Here is a 26,077-nt window from a genome sequence, read left to right on the forward strand (position 1 = left end):
GGGATTTGTGCAGTACCAGCCCGAGCCAAAACGCTACGCACCCGACGCCATTCACCTGATCCGAACCACCCAGCAAATCCAGGTCCAGCTTTCCGCGATGGCCGATGCCAAGGCCAGCATCCTGATGGGCGCGACGTTCGTCGTGTTCACCATTACGTTGAACCAAACGTCCAAGGGATGGGTGGCGCCCGAAATGCTGGTGCTGGCGGGATTCGCGATGATGTCGGCGGCGCTGGCGGTGATGGCGGTGCTGCCGGCCGTGAAGCCGAAGGCCGGCGCGCCGCTGAACCTGCTGTTTTTCGGGTCTTTTACCCAGCTCGACCAGGAAGATTATATCGAGCGGCTGGTCGACGAGCTGCGCGACGAGGAAAGCGTTTATCGGACGATGGCACGGGACATCTACCAGAACGGATCGGTGCTGCGCTGGAAGAAATACCGTTACCTTGCGCTATCGTACCGGACCTTCCTGACCGGCATGCTGCTGACCGTGCTGACCTTTGCGGTCGATCGGCTGCACCTCATTCACCTCTAGAGCCAGCCGGCGGCCTTGTAGGCGACGGCGGTGGCCTTCAGGCCGGCATTGGTCTCGATGTGCGGGCGCCAGAGATCGACAGGCGGTCGGCGATGGGCGACCCAGTCGGGATGGCTGAAATAGCTGGCGCGATCGGGGGTGAGCTTGGCGCGGCGCCCACGGATCAGGCGGTCGAGGCGGCCGCCGAGGCTGAGCAGCGGGCGTGGGACCGAGAGCGTCGCGACGTGCTTGCGGCCGACTGCGGCGCCGATCGCTTCGGCGAAGAGCTTGTGCGTCCAGCCCTTTTCGTAGCCATCGTCGGGTTCGTAGGTGTCGCCGAGCGTCTCGTCGTGCTTGACGAGGGTGAGCAGGAAGCGGCTGAGGTCGCTGACTTCGATCACCGACAATTTGCCCGAGGGCGGCAGCAGCATCAGGCCGCGCTTCGCCATCTTGAACAGCGCCAGCGTTTCCTTGTCGCCGGGGCCGTAGACGGCGGGCGGGCGGACGATGGTCCATGCGAGGCCGCTGGCACCGACGACCTGTTCGGACCGCGCCTTCGACCAGCCATAGTCCGACAAGTCCGGCTCGCGCGCTGCCATCGAGCTGACATGGATGAAGCGTTGCACGCCGGCGGCCTTGGCGGCCTCCACCATGTTCAGCGTGCCGAAGACATTGTCGGTCTGGAAGCCCGCCCGGTCCTGCGCGTTGATCGCGCCGGCGACGTGGATCACCGCATCGGCGCCGACCGCGAGGCGGACAAGCGATTCCGGATCCTCCAGGGAGCCGTGCACCCACTGGATCTTGGCGGTGGAGGGCAGCGGCTTGCGAGTGAGCGCGCGCACCGGATGGCCGCGCATCGCCGCGTGGCGGACGAGCGTCGTCCCGACAAAGCCGGTGCCGCCGGTGATCGCGAGAGTGGGAAGAGCCATGATCTAAAGGAGAACCAGGTAGTTACGATGGACGAGCGCGGAGCGGGGCGCATAGCCGAGGATTTCGGCCTGCGCATCCGTCTTCGTGCCCAAGATCCGCGCTGCATCGTCGGAGTCGTACTCGGATAGCCCGCGCGCGACGGGACGGTCCGAAGACACGATGTCCACCACATCGCCGCGCGCGAACCGCCCCTCGACGGAAGTCGCGCCGGCCGCGAGCAGGCTGGAGCCGGCGCGCAGGGCCTTGAGTGCCCCGGCGTCGATCGCGACCTTGCCGCGGACGGTGAGGCGGCCGGCGAGCCAGGCCTTGCGGGGCGACGCGCCGCGCTGGGGCAGGAACAGGGTGCCGCCGGGATCGCGCAAGGGATTGTCGCGCTTGCCCGAGGCGATGACGAGCGCGATGCCGGCAGCGGTCGCGATCTGCGCTGCCTGCAGCTTCGAGCGCATGCCGCCCGATCCCATGCCGGAGCCGGAGCCCGCGCCGGCGAAGGACAGGATCGTGGCGTCGATCGTCTCCACCCGTTCGATCAGGCGAGCGGCGGGGTGGGTGTTGGGATCGGCGTCGTAGAGGCCTTCCACGTCGGACAGCAGCACCACCTGATCCGCCCCCGCCGCCTGACCGACCCGGGCGGCGAGCCGGTCGTTATCGCCGAAGCGGATTTCCGCGGTGGCGACGGAGTCGTTCTCGTTGATCACCGGCACCACGCCCAACGACAGCAGCCGGTCGAGCGTGGCGGCGGCGTTCAGATAGCGGCGGCGGTCCTCCAGATCGTCCAAGGTCAGCAGCATCTGCGCGGCGGTGAGGCCGTGCGCGCCGAGCACTTCCGCCCAGACCTGGCTGAGCGCGATCTGGCCCGTCGCTGCAGCGGCCTGCGCATCCTCCAGGCTGGCCCGGCCACCCTTGGGAAGCCCCAGCCGCCGGGCGCCAAGCGCGATCGCGCCCGAGGAGACGACCGCCACCTGCTGCCCCTGGGCCACCCGCGCCGCGATGTCGGCGGCGATCCCGGCCAGCCATTCCCGCCGCACGCCACCCGAAGGATCGACCAGCAGCGCCGACCCGATCTTGACGATCAGGCGCTGGGGGCTGGGAGCAGGCGAGGACGTCGGCACGCGGGCGCCGTAGCGCGGCAAGCGCGCGACGCCAATGCAGGAGCGCGCGGGCCCTTACGTTCACAAACTTCCAGGGGTGCGCCGCCTTTTTCATGAACTTATGCGGGATTTTCCTTTCCGGGCAGAGACTTGGCCGAAATTGAAACATGGCGGAAACGGTCAAAAAGCCACGATTCGCACCGCATCGGCGCGTTGCTTCGCGATCTTCGCTTCGATTTCGGCGCGCTGGCGGGCGCATTCTTCCTCGAACGCCTTTTGCGCGGCTTCCTCGGCGGCGCGCTGCTCGTCGCGCTTGCGATCCTCGTCGCGCCAGAAATGGCGGAGCTTTCGCCGCTGCCGGCGCTCCTCCTGCACTTCGTAGCTGTCGCGCCCGCGCCCGGAGAGCAGAGCGATGGCGAGATTGTCGAAATAGCGGAACTCCATGCGGACGATCTGCCCGCGCCTGACGATGGGCACCCAGGCGCCGTGCATCGCGCGATCGATGACGTTCTCGCGGGTCGCGTCCATGCCCATCATCGCCGCCATGTCCCAGGCGTCGGCGAAGCTTTCAGCGCCTTCCTTGTCCAACAACGCATATGCGCCGCGCGCCGACATCCCCACCTGCCGCGCCGCCGCCGACACGCTGCCGCACCGCGCCAGCGCATCGATGAACTGACGCTGGCGATCGGGCGTCCAGCCCCTGCGACGTTTGCGCAGGAGCGGGACGGGCGTGAAGGGGATGGATTCCTGCTGGTCCGAGGGGTCCGGCATTGCGTTCTCCTGCTTATGGGCAATGAGAACGTATCACGAACAAGCAGGTGTAGGACAGGGCCTTCGCGTGTCGCTATTCGCCCGGGCGCCCGCGCCGGCCGTAGCCGCCGCGTCCGGCGCCTGCGCCGCGGCCGGGGGCGCCTTGCGGGTCGAAGCCTTCGCCCAGCTCGTCGATCGTCAGCTCGCCGTCATGGTTGGCGTCGGCGGCGTCGAAGCGCTTGCGTTCGTAGGCGAGCAGCTCCTCCAGCGATACGCCGGCATCGTAATTGGTGTTGGCGTTGACGAGCACCGGGGCGCTGAGCGGCTCGATGAAGCGCGCGAGGCGACGGTCCTCAGGATCGTTGCCAAGCTCCGGCCCGATCTCTTCGGGGACCATCGCGCCGCGCACACCGGTCGATTGCGCGTCCGACAGTGCAGCGGAGCCCATCGCCCGCTGCCAGGCCGCGAATTCGTCGAGATCGATCCGGCCATCATGGTTGCGGTCGATCCGTTCGAAGCGCGCGCGGATCGCCGCTTCCCGCCGCGCCTCGATCACGGCGTGCAGCTCGTCGAGCGTCACCATGCCGTCGTGATTGGCGTCGGCCGCGCGGAACATGGCGGTGACGATCTCGTCCAGCCGCTTCCGCTTCAAAGGCTTGGGCGGCCGCGGCGCCATCCGCTCGCCGCCGGGGCCGCCGCCGAACCCGCCATGCCGGCCCTGGCCGCCGCCGCGCCCGCCACCGCCGCCCCCCGGCGGCCCCATTTGCGCGCCCGCCGCCGAACAGAGCAGCACACCCACGACCAACACCGCGGTTCGACGCATCGCCACTCCCTTTCTCGGCGGAGAATTGGGGTGGTCATTATCGGGGTGTTTCTGAACGGCGTGTTGCTCGGTGGGGGGCGAGAAATCACCTAGCAAGGTATGCCGGGACCAACGCGATTGTGGCACGAAAGATGTGTCTACGATGGTTATGTTCCGAGGCTCATTCGTATTTATTTACTGCCTGCCATCTCCAGGCCGATGGTTGGACGGCCGCCCAGCGATCTGACTCCATCATCTCGTCGATGTTTTTGAGCTTGAGATCAATTTCCGCCAAAGTGGGAGCTATCTGGTTACGCGTAAGAGTCTTCTCGTCCGAGGCATTGACGATAAAGGCCCAGCTTTCTGGCGATCCGCTGTTGTATTTTGCGCGAGCAGCAGCGCCCATGTTTTGTTCGAGCCACTCGTCAATCTTCTCGTCTTCGCAGCGATAGGAGTTTTGCACCTCAAGCGCTTCATCGCGGTTTTCTGAGCGAGCGAGTCTGCCCTTGTAGTCGTAGAGAGTGGCGAAGATGGGCCTTAGACCTCGCTGGCGCAAAGCCTCCATATGGCTCGACGGGCCTCGTGATACGAACCAGTAAGCAAGCACATAAATCGCCAACCCCGCAAGCAACGCCCAACCAGTGAGCTCGTAATCGATGTGGTCGACACGAGCTACGATCCACACCTTCACGGCTCCTGGATCAATGCTTGCCCATAGTCCGAGCAAACCGACTATAACGGCTATAACTTTGGCTGGTCCGTGACGCAGACCGCTTAGTATGACTTTGCGCATCGTACTTGCCGCATAAGACTACTGACGGAGTGGGATACCAGTGATGAGAACTTTCTTTTCGGCATCTGGCACTTCCAACCGGGTGAGTTCTGCCACGAATGCCTGAGCTATGGCGTAAGCGTCCTGAGTGGGGCCTATAAGAATTCGGTCTACAATCGCAGGAATTGTTGCTCCGTTGAAACCCTCGTCCGGATAGTCACGAAAGGGAATCGCGTAGACGCGTTGAGGCACTCCGTTGAGGCACATGATCTCTGTGGGGATGCGTTCCAGTTGGCGCTCATCCAAGTCTCCAGCCCGTTGCAAGATTGTCGGCGTATAGATAATTCGCCATTCACGCTCTTCCATGAAGGATGGATGTTTTGTCGATAGCACTGCCACTCGAAAGGCGTGCTCGACTAGGTTGTGGAACCATTGGCCACCGAACGTTCTCAATTCGCTAAAGATGCCCTCAACTCGATTTACGACGTCCTTGAACGCTGTCGCAAACTCAGCGGGCGAAGCATACATTACCGGGCTGGTGTAAGCTTGTAGGGCATTAGTTGGGCTTACAAATGGCGTATTGTTCATGACAAATGCGATGCCATTGCGTTGCGCATATGCTCGCCACATCGAAAGTCGTCCGAACTCGTCTTCGTGACCTATTTCATGCTCAGAGATCGAGGTGAGGTAAGTTTCATGCCTCAAATCGTTTGCGAACGAGCTAAAGTTATTTTGAAAAATACTAGGTAGGTCGGTCTGAACCTCTTTCATCATGGCCTGCAAACGCAAACCGTCTGGGCCGGCATACGAGGCGTCTAAACACCGCATTCCGTATTCGATCTCTGAGAAGTCGTTCATCAGCGTGGCATTGCGCAACAGCATCCGGCCGGACTGAAGAATCTTGAGGCCGCTTTCGGCGCTTGTGTAGTGCACGAAACGCACATGTTCCCGTTCAACACGTTCCTGTGCTTCGTGAGCGAAGGGCATGAACGAACGCGCGAACCGCGCCATAGTAGCATCGAGTGCTTCCTGATCCATATACAGCTATTAGTCGCCGCGGGAGCAGAGCATTGCAACCGGAGTCCTACTCACCGGAGCTACTGGCGTGCCCGCGGAGCCCCTAATCGGTTACCACTCGATCGTATCCTCGCCTTCGTCGTCCGCGACGTTATGGTCTGGCCCGAACGTGTAGTCGAGGGGCGCTGGCACGGACTCATCACGGGCGCCCCTCGACTACGCTCGGGACGAGCGGGGTGGGGTGTTCGATAACCCCTAAACCGGCGACCACTCGATTGCGTCCTCGCCTTCGTCGTCCGCGCCGACGGCGCTGGCTTCGGGGCCGATCGCTTCGAGGAGCTTGTCGAGGGCCCAGTCGACGCCGACGCCGCTGGCGCCGGAGATCGGGATGACGCTCTCGCCGCTCGCTTCCTCCAGCTCGGCGGAGAGGGCGGCGATCAGTTCGTCGTCGAGCGTGTCGATCTTGTTGAGCGCGACCACGACGGGCTTGTCGGCGAGGCCGGCGCCATAGGCTTCGAGCTCGTCGCGGACGACGCGGTAGCTGCTCGCCACATCCTCGTCATTGGCGTCGACCAGGTGGAGGAGCACGCGGCAGCGCTCGATATGACCCAGGAAGCGGTCGCCGATGCCGGCGCCTTCGGCCGCGCCCTCGATCAGGCCGGGGATGTCGGCGATCACGAACTCGCGGCCCTTGTGGCGGACCACGCCGAGCTGGGGGCGGGTGGTGGTGAAGGCGTATTCGCCGACCTTTGCCCGGGCATTGGTCACGGCGTTGATGAAGGTGGACTTGCCGGCGTTGGGCAGGCCGACCAGCCCGGCGTCGGCCAGCAGCTTCAGGCGCAGCCACACCCAGGCTTCCTCGCCCGGCCAGCCGGTGCCGTGCTGGCGCGGTGCGCGGTTGGTCGACGTCTTGTAGCTGGCGTTGCCGCGGCCGCCGTCGCCGCCCTTCAGGAAGACGATGCGCTCGCCGACCTTGGTGAGGTCAGCGAGGAGCGTGCGGTCTTCGTCGTCGGCGAGGATCTGGGTTCCGACCGGCACCTTGATGACGAGGTCCTTGCCGCCGGCGCCGGTGCGGTTGCTGCCGGCGCCGCCAGTGCCGCGGGGCGCGCGGAAATGCTGAGTGTAGCGAAAGTCGATGAGGGTGTTGAGGCCGGCGACCGCTTCGAACACGATGTCGCCGCCCTTGCCGCCGTCGCCGCCGTCAGGTCCGCCATATTCGATGAACTTTTCGCGGCGAAAGCTGACCGCGCCCGGGCCGCCGAAGCCGGAGCGGATGAAAATCTTCGCCTGATCCAAGAAATGCATGGGGGCGCAGATAGGGGGTTGGGGCGGCGGGGGCTAGTCCACGCTCGGTCCTAACTAAATCCGTTCGCTTCGAGCGCAGTCGAGAAGCGCGCTCGACGTCACACTCGTTTCTCGACTTCGCTCGAAACGAACGGTTACTTGTTTGCGTCCTCGGAGTGCCGCGCCATCAGCTTGGCGGTGGCCAGCTCACGGGCGGTGTCGCGGGGGAGGTCGAGGGCGCTCGCCATTGCTTCGCCGAGCAGCGCGTCGCCCATCGCGGAGAGCACGAGGTCGAGGGTGTCGCGGCGCATGTCTTCGTCGTGCGCGGTGCCGTCGCTGAGCTCGTCCATCAGGCGGTGGATCGCCTGGAGGATGGGGTCGAGCGCATCCTCGTTGCCGCTGAGGATCGCCCAGGAGGCAAGCGCGCCGCCGCCCTTTTCGAAAGCGTCGAAGGTCATGTCGACGACCGCGCGCCGCGAGCCCTGGCCGGCACGGACCTTCAGCACCGCCTCGCCGATCTGCCGGGTGATGCGCTCGGCCATCGTCTCGGACAGCGCCTTTTGCAGCCCGGCGGCCGAGCCGAAATGGTGGAGCAGGTTGGCGTGGGTCCGGCCCATGCGCGCGGCGACCGCTTTCAAGGTCACCGCCTGCGGACCGGCCTCGACCAGCAAGTCGCGCGCGGCGGCGAGGGCTGCGGAACGGCTGGCTTCGGGCGACAGGCGGCGTTTGGCGAGCGACATGGCTTTCTCTCTACGCCCGGCGTGCGTTCGAGGCTAGCCTGAGTTATTGACAATCGTGTCAGTATGTGTTTTCGTGAGGCTGAGGAGACTCGGTTCATGCAGATTGCTGCGAAGACGCCTGCTGATTTGACGATCACGCCGCGCGACCGGCGCTTCGGGCGTAAGCTGAAGCAGGGGCGCTGGTGGCATGGCGGCGACCCGATCGCGACCGCGTGGCACAATGCGCTGTCGATCACCTTCCCGCGCGGCGAGGCGTTCTTCATCGAAAGCGTGAAGGCGTTCCGCGACGGCGCGCCGCCCAAGCTGGAGGCCGAGATCAAGGCCTTCACGATGCAGGAAGTCATGCACAGCCGCGAGCATGTCGCGTTCAACAAGCGCGTCGTGGATGCCGGCTATGACATCGCGCACCTGGAGCAGGTGGTGGTCGATTCGCTGGAGCTGACCAAGGGGCGGCCGCAGATCCTGAATCTCGCCGTCACGATGGCGCTGGAGCATTACACCGCGATGCTGGCGCAGATGATGCTGAAGCATCCGCGCTATTGGACCGGCGTCGACGCCGAGACCAAGGCGATGTGGCAGTGGCATGCGATCGAGGAGATCGAGCACAAGGGCGTCGCGTACGACACTTGGGCCCACGCGACCAAGGGGTGGTCGCGGTGGAGGCGCTGGAAAGTGAAGAGCATCATGATGCTGCTCGTCACCTACCGGTTCTGGACCAAGCGCTGGGAAGGGACGCTGGAGCTGCTGGCGCAGGACGGGATCGAGGGCGCGGGCGCAAAGGCGCGGCTGCTCTGGTATCTGGTGGGAAGCCCGGGGCCCGTGCGGCACATCCTGCCGGCGTGGCTCGCCTATTTCCTGCCCGGCTTCCATCCGTGGAATCACGACGACCGCGCGCTGATCGCCAAGGCTGGCAGCGCCTATCCCGATGCGCGGCTTCCGGCTGCGGCGTAGCGCGCAAACAAAAAACGCCGGCGGCTCGAAGGAGACGCCGGCGTTTTCGTATCAGTGTCCGAAAGACTACGGGCTGTTCGGCTCGTCGCTGCTGTCGGCAACGAAATAGATCGCCGCGACAACCGCCGCGAACACCAGCACGCCAACCAGCGCGCCGCCGCCGAACAGGTTCTCGCCCTTGGCCGAAGCGCTGGTGCGCGCCGCCGACGCGACCGACAGCTTCGACGCGCTGCTCTGCGCGAGCGCCGGAGCCGAAACCAGGCTCATGGCTGCGGCAGCAGCAATCAAACCACGCTTGAACATTCTTGCCTCCCTGAACGGCACAAATTGAGTATGGTGAGCGAAGGGATCGCGCACTCGGCACCGTGTCTAGCCGATCCGAAGACGATGACAAGCGGGGCCGCGCCGTTTCTCAGCCACTGTTGTGATTTTGCTACACTTGTCCGGCGCCCGGAACCGGCCGCGGTTTGCCGGGCGCGCCGAAATCGCATTCCAGGCGCGCGCGGTCCCAAGCTGCTGAATTTGCAGCAGCTTCGTAAGTCGCCTGCAGAAAGTCGAGCAGCGTCTTTTCGGGGTTGGGCGAGTCGCGGATCGCATCGTAATCGAGCAGGAACTCGCCCAGCGCATCGTCGAAGCGGCCCGGCGCTGGGACCGGCGCGATGCGGAAGCCGGGCGGCTCGGGATAGGCATAGGAATAAAATGCGGCGCGCGGATAGGCATCGCTGCCCGGCCAGAAACCGGCGCTCGACACTTCGTGCGAATAGGCTTCCTGCGTAACCCGATCGGGAAGGCCAGGCACGCCACCGGGGTGGAGCGGGGCAGCGCGGCCGGAGAAACGCGTCACGGCGAGATCGAAGCTGCCCCAGAAGAAGTGGACCGGGCTTGCCTTGCCGAGAAAGCCGGTGCGGAAGCGTTTGAAGAGGGCGTCCGCGAAGAGAAGCGCCCGCCAGAAGCGATTGACTGCATCCGCATCGTAGCTGCGGTGCTGCCGGTCTTGGTCGAGCGGGATCGGATCGGGGACTTCGTTCGGCAGCACATGAATTCGCGTCGCGCGTCCGGCGCGATCGAGCAGGGCCATGGTTTGGGCGAAGAAGTCCGCGACGGGCATCGCCGCGAGCGGAAAGCCTTCGTCGAACCCGTCATCGGTGCGGCAGTGCAGGCAGTGGGCTAGGAAATCGAACTCCAGTTCGAACGCGCCGGCCTCATGCGGGATGGTGCCGGTGCCGAGGCCGCGCGACGTCACGTAAAGCGGCACATGCCAGCCATGATTGAGCCAAGGCGTCTGCGTCAGCCGGACCTTGCCGACCACCTGAGTCCAGAGTTGAAGCGTGAGCGCGGTGTCCCGCCACTGATCCCAGTTAAGTTCCGGCAATTTCTTCATTTCGGCTGCGCTTTTCATTGCAACACCCTCCGCCTCGTCACGTTGAGCGGCCACACGACGACGGGAGACCCAACATGAAGGCGCTGGTCTGGCACGGCAAGCAGGACGTTCGCTACGAAACAATGCCCGATCCCGAAATCGAGGATGGGCGGGACGCGATCATCAAGGTGACGAGCTGCGCGATCTGCGGATCGGACCTGCACCTGTTCCACAACTTCATGCCGGGCATGATGCCGGGCGACATCCTGGGCCACGAGACGATGGGCGAGGTCGTCGAAGTCGGCAAGGACAACAAGGCGCTGAAGCCTGGAGACCGGGTCGCCATTCCCTTCCAGATCACTTGCGGCGAATGCGAGCAGTGCCGCAAAGGCAATTTCTCGGTTTGCGAACGGACGAACCGCAAGGCCAAGCTGGCCGAGGCGGCGTTTGGGCGGACGACCGCCGGGCTGTTCGGCTATACGCACCTGACTGGAGGCTATGCCGGCGGGCAGGCCGAATATCTGCGCGTGCCCTTCGCAGACCACACGCACATCAAGGTGCCTGACTCGATCCCTGACGAGCAGGCGCTGTTCCTGACCGACATTCTGCCGACCGGATGGCAGGCGGCGGTCTGGTGCGACATCGAGCCGACCGACACGGTCGCGATCTGGGGCGCCGGGCCGGTCGGCCAGATGGCGATCAGGAGTGCGATCCTGCTGGGCGCGAAACAGGTCGTGTCGATCGACTTCCTGCCTGAGCGGCTGAGCATGGCCGCCGCCGCCGGCGCGATCACGATCAATCCGGGCGAGGAAAGCGTGAAGGAGCGGCTCGACGCGCTCACCGACGGCAAGGGGCCCGAAAAGTGCATCGACGCTGTCGGCATGGAATCGCATTCGCAGATCTTGCCCGAGCACCTTTACGACCGGACCAAGCAGACGTTCATGCTCGAGACCGACCGGCCGCACGTGCTGCGCGAGATGATCCTGCTGTGCCGGGCGGGCGGCATCCTGTCGGTGCCGGGCGTCTATGGCGGCGTGCTCGACAAGATTCCGTTCGGCGCGCTGATGAACAAGGGCCTGACGCTGAGGACCGGCCAGACCCATGTGAAACGCTGGACGGACGAGCTGATCGAGCTGATCGAGGACGGTGCGCTCGATCCGAGCTTCGTCGTGACGCACAAGGCGCCGCTTTCCGAGGGGCCGTCCATGTATCCCAAGTTCGAGAGCCGGAAGGACAACTGCATCAAGGTGATGCTGAAGCCAGAGATGGAGGCGGCGTAATGGCGTTCAAATATGGCAGCGACAGCTCGCTGAGCGGGTCCGATGCGCTGGTGCGCGGGATCGGTCTGTTTGCCCTGGGACTTGGCGTGGCGGAGCTGGTCTCGCCGGGCCGGTTCACCAAGATGTTCGGGCTGGAAGGCAAGGAGAATCTGGTGCGCGCCTATGGCCTGCGCGAGATCGGGTCCGGCATCGGCACGTTGTCGATCAACCCCACGCCGGCGCTTTGGGCGCGGACGGCGGGTGACGTGCTTGATCTGGCCACCGTCGCGCTCGGCACCCGCAGCGGCAATCAGGAGCAGAAGCGCAACGCTTGGCTGGGCATCGGCGCGGCCGCGGGCTTTGCCGCGCTGGACGCGTTTGCCGCGACCATGATGGCGAAGCGCGGCGGCGAGCGTCCGCCGCCAGCGGACTATAGCGACCGTTCGGGGCTGCCCAAGGGGGTGGAGGCGTCGCGCGGCTATTATCAACAGAAGCCCGAGCGCGGGCCGGCGGTGGCGCAGCATGATGCGCGGAAGGACAAGGTCCATTCGAGCGACACCGCGACGGGTTCGAAACGCCGGAGCGCAAGCGATCCGGCGCGGACCGAGACGGACGCGGGACAGGCGCCCATCCCTGCGGGCATGTCTGTTAGCTGAGACGGGCAAGGGAACGGCGCCGGCCAAGCGCCGTTCCCTCTCCATGGCTGCAACCGACGCGCTTAATTCGACCGAACTGAAAATCCCGCCGGAGCGCGAGGATTTCTATGCGGAATGCCTGAAGCTGCTGGCGCGGTCCGGGCATCCGTTCCTGCTGTCGGGCACGTTTGCGCTGTCCTGCTACACCGGCATCGTGCGGCCGACCAAGGATGTCGATGTCTTCGCAAAGCCGAGCGACGCGCTCAAGATCCTCGCCTATTTCCAGGAGCAGGGCGTGCCGGTCGAGATGGTCGACGAGCGCTGGCTGGCGCGGATCACGCGCGGCGAGCTGTTCATGGACGTGATCTTTTCGATCCCCACATCGGGCACGCCGATCAGCGACGACTGGTTCAAGGCTGCGCCCAAGGCGGAGGTGTACGACACGGTCGTGCGTCTGGTGCCGCCGACCGAGTTCATCGTGTCCAAGATTTTCGTGCAGGACCGGTATCGGTACGACGGCGCGGACGTCGCCCACGTGATCCTGATGAAGCATGAGGAGATCGACTGGCGGCGGCTGCTCGATCAGCTCGAGCTGTATTGGGAAGTGCTGCTGATGGCGCTGCTCAACTTCCGCTTCGTCTATCCGAGCGAACGCGAGCTGGTGCCGAAATGGCTGATGGACGAACTGCTGGAGCGGCTGGCCGCGCAGCGGGCGATGCCCGGGCCGGGCGTGAAGGTGTGCCGCGGGCGCATCTTTTCGCCGCGCGACTATCAGATCGACGTGACCGAATGGGGCTTTTCCGAAGCCTTCGGCAATCTCGAGGAGCGTTATGAGCACCACTGAGCCGATCACCATCGCCGCGATCGGCGACCTGCACGTGACCGAAACCGCGAGCCGGCCCTATGCCGAGCTGTTCAAGGAAATGTCCGGGCACGCCGATGTGATCGTGCTTGCCGGCGACCTCACCAATTTCGGCAAGACCAGGGAAGCCGAAATCCTGGCCGAGGACATACGCTGTGCGACCAAGCCGGTGATCGGCGTGCTCGGCAATCACGACCATGAGTGCGGCCAGCCGGAGCGGGTCGCCGAGATCCTGCACCAGGCGGGGATGATCATCCTCGACGAGCAGGCGGTTGAGATCGAGGGCGTCGGCTTTGCGGGGGTGAAGGGATTCCTGGGCGGCTTCGGGCGGGGCGAGCTGGCGCCGTTCGGGGAAGGGCCGCTGAAGGCGATCGTCGACGAGGCCAATAACGAGGCGCGTAAGCTGGAGAATGGGTTGCGGTCGCTCAGGACCGAACGGTCGGTGGCGGTGCTGCATTATGCGCCGATCCCGCAGACGCTAGAGGGCGAGCCGATCGAGATTTTTCCCTGGCTTGGCTCGGCGCGACTGGCGGATGCGATCGACCGGTTCGACCATGTGAAGCTGGTCGTGCACGGGCACGCGCATCATGGGGCCTATGAAGGACGGACGATGCGGGGGACGCCGGTGTATAATGTGGCGCAGTTCGTGGTCCGGCCGAAGTTCGACCGGCCCTATGCGCTGTTCACCGTCTGAGCGGTTTTGACGAGGCCGTTCACGAGCTCGACCGGCCAGGGGCGAAGGCGTTGTCCGACGCATGGGCCGCCGACGCAGAGGCCGTCTTCCGGGCGGAAAAGGGCGCCGTGCCAGTCGCATTCAATCAGGGTTGCGTCGTTGGTCAGGTAGTCGTCGAGCTGCTTCGCGAGCGGCAGGCCCATGTGCGGGCAGGCGTCGACATAGCCGGCCACCGTCTTGCCGCGGCGAACGACGAAGCCGTGGAAATAGCGCTCGCCGATCTGCAGCACGAAGTTGCGCGCGCCGGGATCGGGGAGATCGGCGAGGGCGCAGAGGGTGACGCCGTGTGGTGTGGCGGTGAGGCGGTCGCTCATGCGACCGGAACGACCTCCTGCTCGATCACGCCGAAGATGCTGTGGTGGTGTTCGTCCTGGCAGTCGATGCGGACGCGGTCGCCGTGGCGGAGGAAGGGCGTGACCGGCTTGCCGCCCTGGATCGTCTCGATCATTCGGATTTCGGCGATGCAGCTATAGCCGAGGCCGCCCTCGGCCACCGGCTTGCCTGGGCCGCCGTCCGCGCCCTTGTTCGAGACGGTGCCGGAGCCGACGATCGAGCCGGCGACGAGGCTGCGGGTCTTGGCGACATGGGCGACGAGGGTGCCGAAATCGAACGTCATGTCGACGCCGGCATCGGCCTTGCCGAACGGTTGGCCGTTGAGCTCGACCAGCAGCGGGCGGTGGAGCTTGCCGTCTTTCCACGCGCCGCCCAGCTCGTCGGGCGTTACCAGCACGGGCGATAGCGTGGAGGCGGGTTTGGACTGGAAGAAGCCGAAGCCCTTGGCGAGCTCGCCGGGGATGAGGTTGCGGAGCGACACGTCGTTGACGAGGCCGACCAGGCGGATCGCGGCGAGGCATTCCTCGCGCGTCGCGCCCTGCGGCACGTCGCCCGTGACGACGCAGACTTCGCCTTCCATGTCGCAGCCCCAGGCTTCGTCCTTGAGCGGGATCGGATCGCGGGGGGCGAGGAAGCTGTCGGACGCGCCCTGGTACATCAGCGGGTCGGTCCAGAAGCTTTCCGGCATTTCGGCGCCGCGCGCTTTCCGCACCAGCTCGACATGGTTCACGTAAGCCGAGCCGTCAGCCCATTGGTAAGCGCGGGGGAGCGGTGCTGCAGCGCGACGCTCGTGGAAGCGCTCGAGCGGGATTGCTTCATGTTCGAGGTCGGTCGCCAGCAATTCGAGTTTCGGCGCGACATGGTCCCAATCGTCGAGCGCCGCCTGCATCGTGCGGGCGATGTGCGTCGCATCGGCATACCAATGGAGGTCGCGCGAGACGACGACGAGGCGGCCGTCACGACCGGATTTCAACGATGCCAGCTTCAAATCGTCACTCCCGAAGGCGCCGTGAACTCGGACGAGGGCGCGTCGCCGGTGTTGATGACTTCGGAGGGTTCGAAGATCAGCACTTCGGCTTCTTCGTCGCTTGCGGTGCGGTGTTCAACCCCGCGCGGTACGACGATCATCTCGCCGGGGCCAAGCGTGACGACATGATCGCGGAATTCGACGCGGAACGCGCCTTTCCAGCACAGGAACATTTCCTCGGCGTGGGCATGGGCGTGCCATGGGAAAGTGCCCTTGGTTTTCACCAGCCGGACGTCCTGCCCATTGAGCTGCGCGACGATCTTCGGCCGCCAATGCTCGGCGAAAGCGGCAAACTTTTCCTCGATGCTGACCTTCATTCGATCCGCGCCTTTGGGAAGCCTTGCCAGCAGGAATCGTAATCCGGCTGGGCGTGATCGCGAGCGTGTTCCGTCAGGCGATATGGCCAGCAGGTTTCGACCATGAAGGCCATCGTGCCGTCGATCTTGTGGGGTTTCAGCTCCGCTTCGCTCGCGCCGCGCCAGCTTGCGACGTCGGGGCCATGGCCGGACATCAGGTTGTGCAAGGAGAGACCGCCGGGCTGAAAGCCTTCGGCCTTGGCGTCATAGGCGCCGGTAATCAGGCCCATCGCTTCGGACATGATGTTGCGGTGGAACCAGGGCGGGCGGAACGTGTCTTCCGCCACCATCCAGCGCGGGGGGAAGATGACGAAGTCGGCGTTGGCGCGGCCGGGCACGTCGCTGGGCGAGGTCAGCACGGTGAAGATCGACGGGTCGGGATGGTCGAAGCTGACCGTGTTCATCGTGTTGAAGCGCGACAGGTCGTAGCGGAACGGCGCGAGATTGCCGTGCCAGGCGACGACGTCGAGGGGGGAATGGTCGAGATTGGTGGTCCAGAGGCTGCCCAGATATTTCTGGACGAGCTCGAACGGCTGGTCGCGATCCTCGAACCAAGCGGCGGGCGTCTCGAAATCGCGCGGATTGGCGAGGCCGTTGGCGCCGATCGGCCCGAGATCGGGGAGGCGGAACATCGCGCCGTGGTTCTCGGCGATATAGCCGCGGGCTTGTCCATCCGGCAGCAACGCACGGAAGCGGACGCCGCGCGGGATCAGCGCGACCTGACCGGGCGCGACTTCGATGCGGCCGAGTTCGGTGAGCAGGTCGAGCCGGCCGGCCTGGGGGATGAAGAGCAGTTCGCCATCGGCATCGACGAAGGCACGGCGGTCCATGTGCTTGTCGGCGGCATAGACGTGGACGGCGACGCCTTCTAGATCGGCGGGGTCGCGGTTGGCGAGCATCGTTGTGATGCCGTCGATCAGGTCGGTGCCGGCGGGGCTGGCGGTGATCGGGTCCCAGCGCAGGCGGTTGGGGGGCAGCGGCTCATTGACGGTGCCGGGGGCGAAGCGTTTGGCGCCTTGGTAGCGCGTGTAGGGCGGGTGCTCGGCGGAGGGGCGCAGGCGGTAGAGCCAGGAACGGCGGTTCTCGTGGCGCGGTGCGGTGAAGGCGGTGCCGGAGAGTTGTTCGGCGTAGAGGCCGAATGGGGGCTTTTGCGGGGAGTTGCGGCCGACGGGGAGCGCGCCGGGGACGGCTTCGGTGGCGTGGTGGTTGCCGAAGCCGGGGGTGTAGGGCGCGGTGGCGGCAATTTGATTCTGAATGTTCATACCAATCCCGTTCGCTTCGAGCGAAGTCGAGAAGCGGAGCATGACGTTACGCGCGTTTCTCGACTTCGCTCGAAACGAACGGACACTATATCATCCCGCTTCGCCCATCATCCTACTCCACCGGTTCTTCGACCTTGATCACGCCGCGTCTGATCTGGTCGAGTTCGATGCTTTCGAACAGGGCCTGGAAATTGCCGTTGCCGAAGCCTTCGTTGCCCTTGCGCTGGATGATCTCGAAGAAGATCGGGCCGAACATGTTTTCGGTGAAGATCTGGAGGAGGATGCCTTCGCCGGTCTCGACGCTGCCGTCGATCAGGATGCGGTTCTTGCGGAGGCGTTCGAGGTCCTCGCCGTGGCCGGGGACGCGCTTGTCGACCAGTTCGTAATAGGTCTCGATCGTGTCCTGCAGCTTGACGCCGCGAGCGCGGAGGCGCTCGACCGTATCGTAGATGTCGGGCGTGGTGAGGGCGAGGTGCTGGATGCCTTCGCCATGATATTCGCGGATGAATTCCTCGATCTGGCTCTTGTCGTCCTGGCTCTCGTTCAAGGGGATGCGGATCGCCTTATCGGGCGCGATCATCGCCTGGCTGAACAGCCCGGTCGCCTGGCCCTTGATGTCGAAATATTTCTGTTCCTCGAAGCCGAACAATTCCTTGTAGAACTCCGACCAGACCCGCATCTGGCCGCGCCGGACATTGTGGGTGAGGTGGTCGAGCAGGTCGAGGCCGACATTGTTCTTCGCCTCGGCCTCGCGCCAGCCCGGGAACTCCGCCCAGTCGGAATACAGGTCCACGCCGTCCTTGATGAAATAGAGGTAGGAGCCGCCGATCCCCATGATAACGGTGTCGTCTTCCTCGGTGCGCTTGGCGCCGTGGGCGAGCGCCCATTTCATCGCGGCTTCCGGATCGGCGACGCGGAAGGCCATCGCGCTCGCCGACGGGCCATGCTCGCCTCGGAACGCGGCGACGCGACCGGCATCGTCGCGGTTCAGCATCAGGTTGATGCGGCCCTGCTTGTAGCGCGTGATGTTCTTGCGCGGGTGGCGGTGGGTGGGCACGAAGCCGAGCTGCTCGAACTGCCGCGCCATCGCTTCCGGATCGGGCGAGGTGAATTCGACGAATTCGAAGCCGTTCAGGCCAAGCGGGTTGTCGGCGCTCATTCTTCTCGCTCCTGAGTCGGGATGCGAAAGTCGTAACAGATGTTACCAATCAACGCAACGCCTGGCTGGCCGCCTTCAGTTTGGCGAGGGTCTTTTTGAGCTGCTCGATTTCGCGCTCGCCAAGCTTGTTCAGCAGCCGCTCTTCCAGCTCCAGCGCTTTGGGCGCGATCTGCTGATAAAGCGCGCGGCCTTCGCCGCTGAGCGTCAGCGCGTGGCTGCGTTTGTCGGTGCCGTGCGGCACCCGCGTGACAAGCCCGCGCGCGACGAGCGCCTGGGCAGCGCGGCTGACCGTCATCTTGTCCATTTCGGTGCGGGCGACGAGCGCCTGCTGGCTGACGCCATCGGCTTCGGCAAGGATCGTGATCAGCCGCCATTCGGGAATGCGCAGGCCGAACAGCGTTTCATAGGCCCGCGCGATGGCGCTGCTCACGGCATTCGAGGTGACCGAAAGTTGATAGGGCAGGAACGTGTCGAGACGCAGCATGGCGCATCCTTATGGACCGGACGACGCGCATGTGGAACAGTGCAGGCGAGGGGGCAGGGCATGCGGCTTTCACGGCGTTCGATGCTGGCGGGAATGGCGGGGGCGGTGGTGGCGCCGGCCGTCATGGCCAAGGGCTACAAGCCGCTGCCGCAGCCCGATCCGAAGCTGTGGCACATCGACGACGAGCCGGTGCTGACCGGGCAGGCGCCCGGGCCGAACGGCGGCGTCTATTACCGGGTTTATGGCCAGTTCGGGCGCACGCCGGTGATCACGCTGCACGGCGGACCGGCGGCGGGCGAGACCTACATGCGGCCTTATGTCGGCCTTGCGACCGACCGGCAGGTGGTGACCTACGACCAGAGCGGGTGCGGCAAGTCGGCGCGGCCGGAGGATCTGAGCCTTTATACGCTTGATCGCTATGTGGCGGAGCTGGAGGCGCTGAGGGCGCATCTAGCGTTCGAGAAGGTCGTGCTGCTAGGGCATAGCTGGGGCGGGGTTCTGGCGCCGGCCTATGCGGCGGCGCATCCGGAACGCGTTGCGGGGCTGGTGCTGGCGGGGACCGGCGTGCGCTGGCTGGATTTCCAGGAAGCGGCCGAGCGCTGGCTGCTGGAGTTCGGGCCCGATGCGCGCGCGACGATCGACCGGGCCGAGAAGAGCGGAGCGATGGACGATCCCGCCTATCAGAAGCTGATCCAGGCCTATTACGCGCGGCATCTGTGCCGGCTCGATCCCTACCCCGACTGGTTCAACCGGATCGGTGAGGAGATCGGGCGCAACCCGGTCTATGCGCATCTGAACGGACCGACCGAATTCCAATTCACCGGAACGTTCGCGTCAATCGACAACACGCGTGCGTTGCGTGGGGTTCGCGTGCCGACGCTGATTACCTGCGGCGAATATGACGAAGGGCCGCCCTGGATTGCCCGGCGCATCCAGAAGCTGGTGAGACGCTCGAAGCTGGTCGCGTTCGACGAGCTTTCGCACATGAGTCATGTCGAGGACCCGGCGCGAGTGGTCGGCGCGACGGGGGCTTTTTTGAGGGCCGCGCGGTTGTAGAATCTGTCACACCGACCCTGAAACACCGTTCGGGCTGAGCTTGTCGAAGCCCTTTCTTCTTGTTTCGGCGTTTCAGAATAGAAAGGGAGGGCTTCGACAGGCTCAGCCCGAACGGGGTCAGGATTCAATGAAGCTCTAACAAACTCCCGCTACTCGGCGGCGCGGGCGGCTTCGAGGGCGGTGCGGTCTTCGGGGTCGAGGCGGGCCTGGCGGTGGGCGGCGTCTTTCACGAGCTGGATCAGGCGATCCTTTTCGCGCACTGCGTTCGCCTTGTTGAAGCAACCCGCGGCGCCCATCAGCAGGCATTGCGCGCGGGTCTGCTCGCCGCGGGCGGCGTGGCTGGACAGCATGATGACGGGGGTGCCGCGATTTTTCCGCACGTCGGCAAGATATTCGATACCGTTGCGGCCGGGCATTTCGATATCGAGCGTGATGACGTCGACAAGCAGATCGTCGAGCATGCGATCGGCCTCGTCCGCGCTTGCGGCGAGTCCGGCGACGCGGATTTCCGGGTCGCTCTCCAGCACCTGCCGCATCATCGCGCGGATGGTCACCGAGTCATCGACGACAAGAACCCGAACCAAAGCCTGTCCCAAATCCTCCGAAACTGCTGATTTGCTTATAGTCTTCTAAAGCTTACCGGACCGTTCACGCGATTTGCGGGACCAGTCCGAGCCGGCCGCGCCGAAGCCAGCGGCCGAGCATCATCACTGAGACTACTGCCAATCCGAGAGCAAGGCCAATCCAGATGCCGACGCCATGCCAGCGAAGCCCAAAGCCGAGCCACAGCGCGGTGCCCATGCCGACGACCCAATAGCCGAAGGCGGCGAAGACCATCGGCAGGGTGGTGTCCTGCAGGCCGCGGAGCATGCCGGCGCCGACCGACTGGGCGCCGTCGAACACCTGAAAGAAGGCGGCGACGTAGAGGAACGATACCGCGAGCGGGATCACCGCACGGTTTTCGGGCAGGGCCTCGTCGAGGAAGATGCCGACCAGGCCGTGCGGGACGGCGAACATTACGACCGCCATGCAGGCCATGAACGCGACGCCCATCACGAACGCCGTCCAGCCGGCCCGGGCGATGCCGAGGGGATCGCGGCGGCCATAGGCGAGGCCCACGCGGACGGTGACGGCCTGGCTGAGCCCAAGCGGGACCATGAAGGTGAGCGAGGCGATCTGGATCGCGATCGCATGCGCGGCGAGCGAGGTCGTGCCGATCAGGCCCATCAGGAAGACGGCGGCGTTGAACACCGTGACCTCGAGCGAGAGCGTGAGCGCGATCGGCAGGCCGAGCCGCCAGACTTCGCGATAACGCTGCCAGTCCGCACGCCAGAAGCGGCCGAACAGTCGGTAGCGGCGGAAGCGCGGGTGGGTGGTCACCACCACCGCCATGCCGAGGAACATCAGCGTCTGCGTGATCGCGCTGCCGAGGCCGGCGCCGAACAGGCCAAGCCGGGGAAGGCCGAATGCGCCGAAGATCAGCGCGTAATTGAGGAGTGCGTTGGTGATGACGCCGGCGACGCTGACCATCAATGCCCAAGCTGGCTGCTCCAGAGCGGCGACATAGGCGCGCAGCACGAGGTAGCAGAGCGCCGGCAGATAGCCGAACATCAGCGGGCGGACGAAATGGGCTGCGTTGGCGGAAAGCGCGGGGTCTTGCCCGAGCAGGCGGAGGATCGGCTCGGCGTGCCAGAGGATCGCCCAGACCGGCAGGCTGAGCGTGATCGCCGCCCACATCGCCTGGCGGACGGTGCGCCGCGTTTCGCGGACGCTGTGCCGTCGCGCGCCCAATTGCTTCGCCATGATCGGCGAGGCGGCCATCACCAGCCCCATGCCGAAGATCAGGAAGGCGATGAACAGGTTGACGCCGATCGATGCGGCGGCGAGCTCGCGCGCGCCAAGCCAGCCGAGCAGCACGACGTCGGTCGCGTTGATCGCCGACTGCGCCAGATTCGTCAGGATGAGCGGCCCCGCCAGTTGCGCGGTCGCAACCGTTTCTTCTCGCCACGGATGGGCTTTGGAGGGCGTTGGCGCGTGCATAGGTCAGCCGGCCCGGATAGCCGAAGCAGGCGGGCGAAGCGAGGATTAGTTCTTCCGATACCGCACGCGCCCGGGACTGGCGGAGCGGGGACGGGTCGCGCTATCGAGGCCCCGAATAACGATTGAACGGGTTCATGCGATCGATGGCTGACGGGCACGCACATCACGACCATTCGGGGCATGGCCATGGGCATCATTATGGCCACGGTCATCACGGGCACAGCCATGCGCCGGCGAGCTTCGGGCGCGCGTTTCTGATCGGGACGGTTCTGAACACCGGCTTCGTCGTGGTCGAGGCGATCTACGGCATCGCCGCCAACTCGGTCGCGCTACTGGCCGATGCGGGGCATAATCTTTCCGACGTTTTGGGGTTGCTGATCGCGTGGGGCGCGGCGACGCTCTCCGCGCGGGCGCCGAGCACGCACTACACCTATGGCTTTCGGCGGACCTCGATCCTCGCGGCGTTGGTGAACGCGCTGATGCTGCTGATCGCGATTGCCGCCATTGCCTGGGAAGCGGTCGGGCGGCTGGCGGACCCGCAGCCGATCCAGACCGACACGGTGATGCTGGTCGCCGGGATCGGCATTGCCGTGAATGCGGGGACGGCGTGGCTGTTCGCGAGCGGGCGGAAAAGCGACATCAACATCCGCGGCGCCTATCTGCACATGCTTTCCGACGCCGCGGTGTCGCTGGGCGTGGTGATTGCCGGATTGCTGATCGGCGTGACCGGCTGGCTGTGGCTCGACCCGGTTACCAGCCTTGCGATCGTGGTGATGATCTTCCTCGGCACCTGGCGGTTGCTGCGGGATTCGGTCGCGATGTCGCTGGATCGTGTGCCCGAGGGCATTTCGCCGGACGAAGTCGAAGCCGCGCTGGTCGCATTGCCGGGCGTCACCAAGGTGCACGACCTGCACATCTGGTCGATGAGCACGACCGAGACGGCCCTGACCGCCCATCTGGAAATGCCGGGCGGCTGTCCGGGCGACGCGTTCCTGCATGACACCTGCCTGGCACTGCGGGAGCGGTTCCACATTCACCATTCGACCTTGCAGATCGAGCGCGAAGCGGCGTCATGCGCGCTGGAGCCGGCGCATGTGGTTTAATGCCGAGCCCACAGAGCCGGCGAAGGAAGCTGGTTGAGCGTAGGCCGACGGAGAAGCGGAAATGATTGACTGGATTATCGCGCTGCTGCCGTTTCGGGTGTGGCTAGCTGGCGTGGCAATCATCGCGATTCTGGTTGGCCTGATATTCCTCCTGCTCTGACCTGCGCATGCTGTGTGCAGAATATCACAGCAGGAGATAACCATATCGGTACAAAATGCTTGACATCGTGACGCTGTTCTGGCACTAACAGGACACGCTGAAGAAATGTGAGTCGGGCGGATCGGCCTGGCGGCTTCGGCCCTTCCGGAAGGATCGGCATGAAATGGTTCGGGAAGAAAGCCGGGCGCGGGAGCGCGCGGCCGGCGCTGACGCGCGGGTTCGGCATGACGTTCGGGGCGGGCGAGTGGCCGCGATCCTATGAAGCGCAAGTGCGCGACGCCTATGCGCTGAACCCGATCGCCCAACGCGCGGTGCGGCTGGTGGCGGAAAGCATCGGCTCGGCGCCAATCAGCTGCTCCGAGCCGGACGTGGCGCGGCTGATCGCGGCGCAATCGGGTGGGCAGGGGCTGATCGAGACGGTCGCTTCGCACCTGCTGCTGCATGGCAATGGCTATGTCGAGCTGTTGGCCGATCCCCAGGGACGCGTGGCCGAACTGTACGCTCTGCGGCCGGATCGGGTATCGATCGAGGCGGACGCGCGGGGATGGCCGGGGGCCTATTTGTACCGCGTCGGTGAAGTTACGCAGCGGATCGAGGCGGAGCGGCTGGTGCATGTCCGCGCCTTCCACCCGACCGACGATCATTATGGGCTTGGCTGCCTGGGCGCTGCGGCGGGAGCGGTCGCGATCCATAATGCGGCGACGCGCTGGAACAAGGGGCTGCTCGACAATGCGGCGCGGCCGAGCGGAGCGCTGGTTTACGAGCCGAAGGATGGGTCGGTGCTTTCGGTCGAGCAGTTCGAACGGCTGAAGACCGAGCTGGAGGGCAATTTCCAGGGCGCGAGCCATGCCGGGCGGCCGATGCTGCTCGACGGCGGGCTCCGATGGCAGGCGATGAGCCTGACGCCGGCGGACATGGATTTCGTTTCGCTGAAGGCGACGGCGGCGCGGGAGATCGCGCTGGCCTTTGGCGTGCCGCCGATGCTGCTCGGGCTGCCGGGTGACAACACCTACGCCAATTATCGCGAGGCGAACCGGTCGCTGTGGCGGCTGACGATCCTGCCGCTGGCGGGGAAGATTTTCGGTGCTTTGGCGCAGGGGCTTTCGTCTTGGTGGCCGGACGTGACGATCGGCGTGGATGTCGACCGGGTGCCGGAGCTGAGCGAGGATCGCGAGCGGCTGTGGGCGATGGTGAGCGGGGCGGACTGGCTGACGCCTGAGGAGAAGCGGGCGGCGGTCAATATGCCCTCGCCCCTTCGGGGAGAGGGTGGCCGAGCATAGCGAGGCCGGGAGAGGGGCAGAGTCGGCACGCAGGGTGACAGCCCCTCTCCCTGGCTGCTTCGCAGCCGTCCCTCTCCCCAGTGGGGAGAGGGTTGAAGGAGTTTCCATGACCGAGGACAATATGCTCGCCTCGCTGCTGTCGCAGGCGGAGGCGGAAGGGGCTTCGCGCGCGACGTTGCGCGGGGTGGTCGAGGAAGCGGCGGAGCTGGGCGCGCGGCGAGCGCTGGCTTCGCTGGGGCTGGAGGATGCGAGCGCGGCTGCGGACATGCGGGAGTTGCGGAGCCTGCTCGGCGCGTGGCGTGACGCCAAGAAGTCAGCCGTGCAGGCGGTCGCAGGGTGGTTCGTGCGGCTGGTGCTGGCGCTGGTCGTCGTCGGGATCGCGGTGAAGACCGGGCTGTGGGAGCGGCTGGGGTGACGCGGTTCGCGGGCTATGCGGCCGTGTTCGACCATGCGGATCGGGGCGGGGACGTGATCCGGGCGGGGGCGTTTGCGTCCGCGGCGGGCGGCGTGCCTTTGCTTTGGGAGCATGGCGGTCGCGTGGGATCGGTCGAGCGGATTGCGGAAGACGGTCGCGGGCTGCGCGTGATCGGGGCGGCGGAGAAGGCGGTCGCGCCCGGGATGGGGCTGTCGATCGGATACCGGGTGCGCGCAGCGCGCGATCTGGCGCGGGGGCGGGAGCTGCTTGATCTCGAACTGATCGAGGTCAGCCTCGTCCGGCTGCCGATGCAGCCGCTGGCGCGGGTGATTGCGGTGGAATGAAGAGAAATCCTCCCCGGGACGGGGAGGTGGCAGCCCGCTGGGCTGACGGAGGGGGTCCGGTCATCCGCGACATGGCTCCGGGCCCCCTCCACCGTCCTTCGGACGGTCCCCCTCCCCGTCCCGGGGAGGATCTAAACAGGAGAAAGCGATGGAACAGGTGACGGGCTCGCTCGAGGCGAGTTTCGATGGTGTTGCGCATGCGCCGGCGGTGGAGCGGCCGGCGCTCAGTGGGGCGCGGGTGTCGGGCGGGCGCGAGGCGTTTGTCGACGGGTATCTGCGGCGTGGCTCAGAGATCGAGCTGAAGAGCTTTTCGGGCGCGGTCTCCGGCGACGGCGGCTATGCGGTGCCGAAGGAGCTGGACGCGATCGTGGATCGAACCCTGACGGCGATCTCGCCGATCCGACGGATCGCCAATGTGGTTCGCGTGGGATCAGCGGGTTACAAGAAACTGGTGACGACGGGCGGCACGCCTTCGGGCTGGGCTTCGGAGACGGGCGCGCGGGCGGAGACGAACACGCCGACGTTCAAGGAAATCGCTCCGGCAATGGGCGAGCTGTTCGCCAATCCGGCGGCGAGCCAGGCGATGCTGGACGATGCCGCGTTCGACGTCGAGAGCTGGCTGGCGGGCGAGATCGCGACGGAGTTCGCGCGGGCCGAAGGCGCGGCGTTCATTTCGGGCGACGGCGTCAACAAGCCGAGGGGCTTCCTGACCGGCACGCCGACCAACGAGGCGGACGGGGTGCGGGCGTTCGGCACGCTGCAGTATCTGGCGACGGGCGTGGCGGGCGGCTTTCCTGCATCCTCGCCGCAGGACAAGCTCATCGACCTGATCCAGTCGCTGCGCACGCCCTATCGCCAGGGTGCTGCGTTCGTGATGAACTCGGCGACGCTGGCGCGCATCCGCAAGTTCAAGACGGCGGACGGTGCGTTCCTGTGGCAGCCGGCGATGGCGAGCGGTCAGCCGGATTCCTTGCTCGGTTATCCGGTGATCGAGGCGGAGGACATGCCGGACGTCGCGACCGACAGTTTCTCGATCGCGTTCGGTAATTTCCGTGCCGGCTATCTGATCGCGGAGCGTCAGGAGACGACAATCCTGCGCGATCCGTTCACGCACAAGCCGTTCGTGCATTTCTATGCGGTCAAGCGGATCGGCGGCGCGGTGATGAACAGCGAGGCGATCAAGCTGCTGAAGTTCGGGGTGAGCTGATCGGCGGAGCCCCTCTCCCGCTCGCGGGAGAGGGACGGCCGCGCAGCGGCCCGGGTGAGGGCCACCTTCTGTACCACAGGACCCTCACCCCGCTCGGCCCCGCAGGGCCGAGTCGCCCTCTCCCGCGGTGCGGGAGAGGGGCTTTGTCTTCAAAGGA

At 65.5% G+C, this 26,077-nt stretch carries 30 protein-coding genes; 12 read left to right on the forward strand and 18 right to left on the reverse strand.

Annotated elements, in window-relative coordinates:
* The first annotated feature begins 7 nt into the window (after nucleotides 1-7).
* A complete protein-coding gene (locus ACFSCW_RS03885; RefSeq protein WP_380887087.1) occupies nucleotides 8-532 on the forward strand; it encodes a Pycsar system effector family protein in 525 nt (174 codons plus the stop codon).
* Here the strand turns inward: ACFSCW_RS03885 and ACFSCW_RS03890 are convergent.
* The 8 genes from ACFSCW_RS03890 to ACFSCW_RS03925 all read right to left on the reverse strand — a co-directional run bounded on the left by ACFSCW_RS03890 (nucleotide 529) and on the right by ACFSCW_RS03925 (nucleotide 7,894).
* Nucleotides 529-1,440: an SDR family oxidoreductase gene (locus ACFSCW_RS03890; protein ID WP_380887089.1), complete on the reverse strand. Its 912-nt coding sequence runs from the start codon at nucleotides 1,438-1,440 to the stop codon at nucleotides 529-531. The two genes, ACFSCW_RS03885 and ACFSCW_RS03890, sit on opposite strands and share 4 nt — an antisense overlap.
* 3 nt (nucleotides 1,441-1,443) lie before the next feature.
* On the reverse strand, nucleotides 1,444-2,550 hold the full coding sequence (gene proB, locus ACFSCW_RS03895; RefSeq protein ID WP_380887091.1) for a glutamate 5-kinase: 1,107 nt from the start codon (nucleotides 2,548-2,550) through the stop codon (nucleotides 1,444-1,446).
* A gap of 159 nt (nucleotides 2,551-2,709) precedes the next feature.
* Entirely contained in the window at nucleotides 2,710-3,300 is a 591-nt protein-coding gene (locus ACFSCW_RS03900) for a hypothetical protein (RefSeq protein WP_380887093.1), read from the reverse strand.
* Nucleotides 3,301-3,373: 73 nt separating this feature from the next.
* Entirely contained in the window at nucleotides 3,374-4,102 is a 729-nt protein-coding gene (locus ACFSCW_RS03905) for an EF-hand domain-containing protein (protein ID WP_380887095.1), read from the reverse strand.
* A 160-nt stretch (nucleotides 4,103-4,262) separates the two neighbouring features.
* A complete protein-coding gene (locus ACFSCW_RS03910; RefSeq protein WP_380887097.1) occupies nucleotides 4,263-4,772 on the reverse strand; it encodes a hypothetical protein in 510 nt (169 codons plus the stop codon).
* 120 nt (nucleotides 4,773-4,892) lie between these two features.
* On the reverse strand, nucleotides 4,893-5,891 hold the full coding sequence (locus ACFSCW_RS03915; RefSeq protein ID WP_380887098.1) for a DUF2971 domain-containing protein: 999 nt from the start codon (nucleotides 5,889-5,891) through the stop codon (nucleotides 4,893-4,895).
* A gap of 234 nt (nucleotides 5,892-6,125) precedes the next feature.
* Complete coding sequence (gene obgE / locus ACFSCW_RS03920; RefSeq protein WP_380887100.1) at nucleotides 6,126-7,175, reverse strand: GTPase ObgE; 1,050 nt, start codon at nucleotides 7,173-7,175, stop codon at nucleotides 6,126-6,128.
* Nucleotides 7,176-7,309: 134 nt separating this feature from the next.
* A complete protein-coding gene (locus ACFSCW_RS03925; RefSeq protein ID WP_380887102.1) occupies nucleotides 7,310-7,894 on the reverse strand; it encodes a TetR/AcrR family transcriptional regulator in 585 nt (194 codons plus the stop codon).
* 96 nt (nucleotides 7,895-7,990) lie between these two features.
* On the opposite strand from ACFSCW_RS03925, the gene ACFSCW_RS03930 reads away from it, so the two are divergent.
* Complete coding sequence (locus tag ACFSCW_RS03930) at nucleotides 7,991-8,845, forward strand: metal-dependent hydrolase (protein WP_380887104.1); 855 nt, start codon at nucleotides 7,991-7,993, stop codon at nucleotides 8,843-8,845.
* 66 nt (nucleotides 8,846-8,911) lie between these two features.
* Here the strand turns inward: ACFSCW_RS03930 and ACFSCW_RS03935 are convergent, their stop codons facing one another.
* Both ACFSCW_RS03935 and ACFSCW_RS03940 read right to left on the reverse strand, forming a co-directional pair.
* Nucleotides 8,912-9,112 (reverse strand): hypothetical protein, encoded by a 201-nt coding sequence (locus ACFSCW_RS03935; protein ID WP_380887106.1) that lies wholly within the window; start codon nucleotides 9,110-9,112, stop codon nucleotides 8,912-8,914.
* Nucleotides 9,113-9,278: 166 nt separating this feature from the next.
* Nucleotides 9,279-10,244, reverse strand: coding sequence for a DUF5996 family protein (locus tag ACFSCW_RS03940; protein WP_380887108.1), 966 nt, complete (start codon nucleotides 10,242-10,244; stop codon nucleotides 9,279-9,281).
* A 56-nt stretch (nucleotides 10,245-10,300) separates the two neighbouring features.
* Between ACFSCW_RS03940 and ACFSCW_RS03945 the strand changes: the two genes are divergently transcribed.
* From ACFSCW_RS03945 to ACFSCW_RS03960, 4 genes are read left to right on the forward strand one after another with little or no spacing between them, the layout of a single operon-like run.
* The gene (locus tag ACFSCW_RS03945; protein ID WP_380887110.1) at nucleotides 10,301-11,485 is read left to right on the forward strand and encodes a zinc-dependent alcohol dehydrogenase; all 1,185 of its coding nucleotides are present in this window, start codon (nucleotides 10,301-10,303) and stop codon (nucleotides 11,483-11,485) included.
* On the forward strand, nucleotides 11,485-12,120 hold the full coding sequence (locus ACFSCW_RS03950; protein WP_380887112.1) for a hypothetical protein: 636 nt from the start codon (nucleotides 11,485-11,487) through the stop codon (nucleotides 12,118-12,120). The genes ACFSCW_RS03945 and ACFSCW_RS03950 overlap by 1 nt, the downstream gene beginning before the upstream one ends.
* A 43-nt stretch (nucleotides 12,121-12,163) precedes the next feature.
* Nucleotides 12,164-12,943: a hypothetical protein gene (locus ACFSCW_RS03955; RefSeq protein ID WP_380887114.1), complete on the forward strand. Its 780-nt coding sequence runs from the start codon at nucleotides 12,164-12,166 to the stop codon at nucleotides 12,941-12,943.
* Entirely contained in the window at nucleotides 12,930-13,655 is a 726-nt protein-coding gene (locus tag ACFSCW_RS03960) for a metallophosphoesterase family protein (RefSeq protein WP_380887116.1), read from the forward strand. The genes ACFSCW_RS03955 and ACFSCW_RS03960 overlap by 14 nt, the downstream gene beginning before the upstream one ends.
* On the opposite strand, the gene ACFSCW_RS03965 is transcribed toward ACFSCW_RS03960, so the two are convergent.
* From ACFSCW_RS03965 to ACFSCW_RS03990, 6 genes are all read right to left on the reverse strand, one after another.
* The gene (locus ACFSCW_RS03965) at nucleotides 13,634-14,008 is read right to left on the reverse strand and encodes a Rieske (2Fe-2S) protein (protein ID WP_380887118.1); all 375 of its coding nucleotides are present in this window, start codon (nucleotides 14,006-14,008) and stop codon (nucleotides 13,634-13,636) included. The genes ACFSCW_RS03960 and ACFSCW_RS03965 overlap by 22 nt on opposite strands.
* The gene (locus ACFSCW_RS03970) at nucleotides 14,005-15,015 is read right to left on the reverse strand and encodes a fumarylacetoacetate hydrolase family protein (RefSeq protein ID WP_380887120.1); all 1,011 of its coding nucleotides are present in this window, start codon (nucleotides 15,013-15,015) and stop codon (nucleotides 14,005-14,007) included. The genes ACFSCW_RS03965 and ACFSCW_RS03970 overlap by 4 nt, the downstream gene beginning before the upstream one ends.
* Entirely contained in the window at nucleotides 15,012-15,371 is a 360-nt protein-coding gene (locus ACFSCW_RS03975) for a cupin domain-containing protein (protein ID WP_380887122.1), read from the reverse strand. The genes ACFSCW_RS03970 and ACFSCW_RS03975 overlap by 4 nt, the downstream gene beginning before the upstream one ends.
* A complete protein-coding gene (gene hmgA / locus ACFSCW_RS03980; protein ID WP_380887124.1) occupies nucleotides 15,368-16,672 on the reverse strand; it encodes a homogentisate 1,2-dioxygenase in 1,305 nt (434 codons plus the stop codon). Before hmgA ends, ACFSCW_RS03975 begins: the two co-directional genes overlap by 4 nt.
* A gap of 112 nt (nucleotides 16,673-16,784) precedes the next feature.
* Nucleotides 16,785-17,831, reverse strand: a complete 1,047-nt coding sequence (gene hppD / locus ACFSCW_RS03985) for a 4-hydroxyphenylpyruvate dioxygenase (RefSeq protein WP_380887126.1) — start codon at nucleotides 17,829-17,831, stop codon at nucleotides 16,785-16,787.
* 49 nt (nucleotides 17,832-17,880) lie between these two features.
* The gene (locus ACFSCW_RS03990) at nucleotides 17,881-18,315 is read right to left on the reverse strand and encodes a MarR family winged helix-turn-helix transcriptional regulator (protein WP_380887128.1); all 435 of its coding nucleotides are present in this window, start codon (nucleotides 18,313-18,315) and stop codon (nucleotides 17,881-17,883) included.
* A 60-nt stretch (nucleotides 18,316-18,375) separates the two neighbouring features.
* Here ACFSCW_RS03990 and ACFSCW_RS03995 point away from each other — a divergent pair, with 60 nt between their 5' ends.
* Entirely contained in the window at nucleotides 18,376-19,371 is a 996-nt protein-coding gene (locus tag ACFSCW_RS03995) for a proline iminopeptidase-family hydrolase (protein WP_380887130.1), read from the forward strand.
* A gap of 149 nt (nucleotides 19,372-19,520) precedes the next feature.
* On the opposite strand, the gene ACFSCW_RS04000 is transcribed toward ACFSCW_RS03995, so the two are convergent.
* Nucleotides 19,521-19,955, reverse strand: a complete 435-nt coding sequence (locus ACFSCW_RS04000; protein WP_380887132.1) for a response regulator — start codon at nucleotides 19,953-19,955, stop codon at nucleotides 19,521-19,523.
* A gap of 64 nt (nucleotides 19,956-20,019) precedes the next feature.
* Entirely contained in the window at nucleotides 20,020-21,411 is a 1,392-nt protein-coding gene (locus ACFSCW_RS04005) for an MATE family efflux transporter (RefSeq protein ID WP_380887134.1), read from the reverse strand.
* 143 nt (nucleotides 21,412-21,554) lie between these two features.
* Here ACFSCW_RS04005 and ACFSCW_RS04010 point away from each other — a divergent pair, with 143 nt between their 5' ends.
* From ACFSCW_RS04010 to ACFSCW_RS04030, 5 genes are all read left to right on the forward strand, one after another.
* Entirely contained in the window at nucleotides 21,555-22,514 is a 960-nt protein-coding gene (locus tag ACFSCW_RS04010; RefSeq protein ID WP_380887136.1) for a cation diffusion facilitator family transporter, read from the forward strand.
* A 318-nt stretch (nucleotides 22,515-22,832) separates the two neighbouring features.
* The gene (locus ACFSCW_RS04015) at nucleotides 22,833-23,954 is read left to right on the forward strand and encodes a phage portal protein (RefSeq protein ID WP_380887138.1); all 1,122 of its coding nucleotides are present in this window, start codon (nucleotides 22,833-22,835) and stop codon (nucleotides 23,952-23,954) included.
* Nucleotides 23,955-24,060: 106 nt separating this feature from the next.
* Nucleotides 24,061-24,369, forward strand: a complete 309-nt coding sequence (locus tag ACFSCW_RS04020) for a DUF6127 family protein (protein WP_380887140.1) — start codon at nucleotides 24,061-24,063, stop codon at nucleotides 24,367-24,369.
* On the forward strand, nucleotides 24,366-24,713 hold the full coding sequence (locus tag ACFSCW_RS04025) for an HK97 family phage prohead protease (protein ID WP_380887142.1): 348 nt from the start codon (nucleotides 24,366-24,368) through the stop codon (nucleotides 24,711-24,713). The genes ACFSCW_RS04020 and ACFSCW_RS04025 overlap by 4 nt, the downstream gene beginning before the upstream one ends.
* Nucleotides 24,714-24,861: 148 nt before the next feature.
* Nucleotides 24,862-25,920, forward strand: coding sequence for a phage major capsid protein (locus tag ACFSCW_RS04030; protein WP_380887144.1), 1,059 nt, complete (start codon nucleotides 24,862-24,864; stop codon nucleotides 25,918-25,920).
* Nucleotides 25,921-26,077: the final 157 nt, after the last annotated feature.

It is taken from the genome of Sphingomonas tabacisoli, from assembly GCF_042678385.1.
In the GTDB taxonomy this organism is placed as follows: Bacteria; Pseudomonadota; Alphaproteobacteria; order Sphingomonadales; family Sphingomonadaceae; genus Sphingomonas_B; species Sphingomonas_B tabacisoli.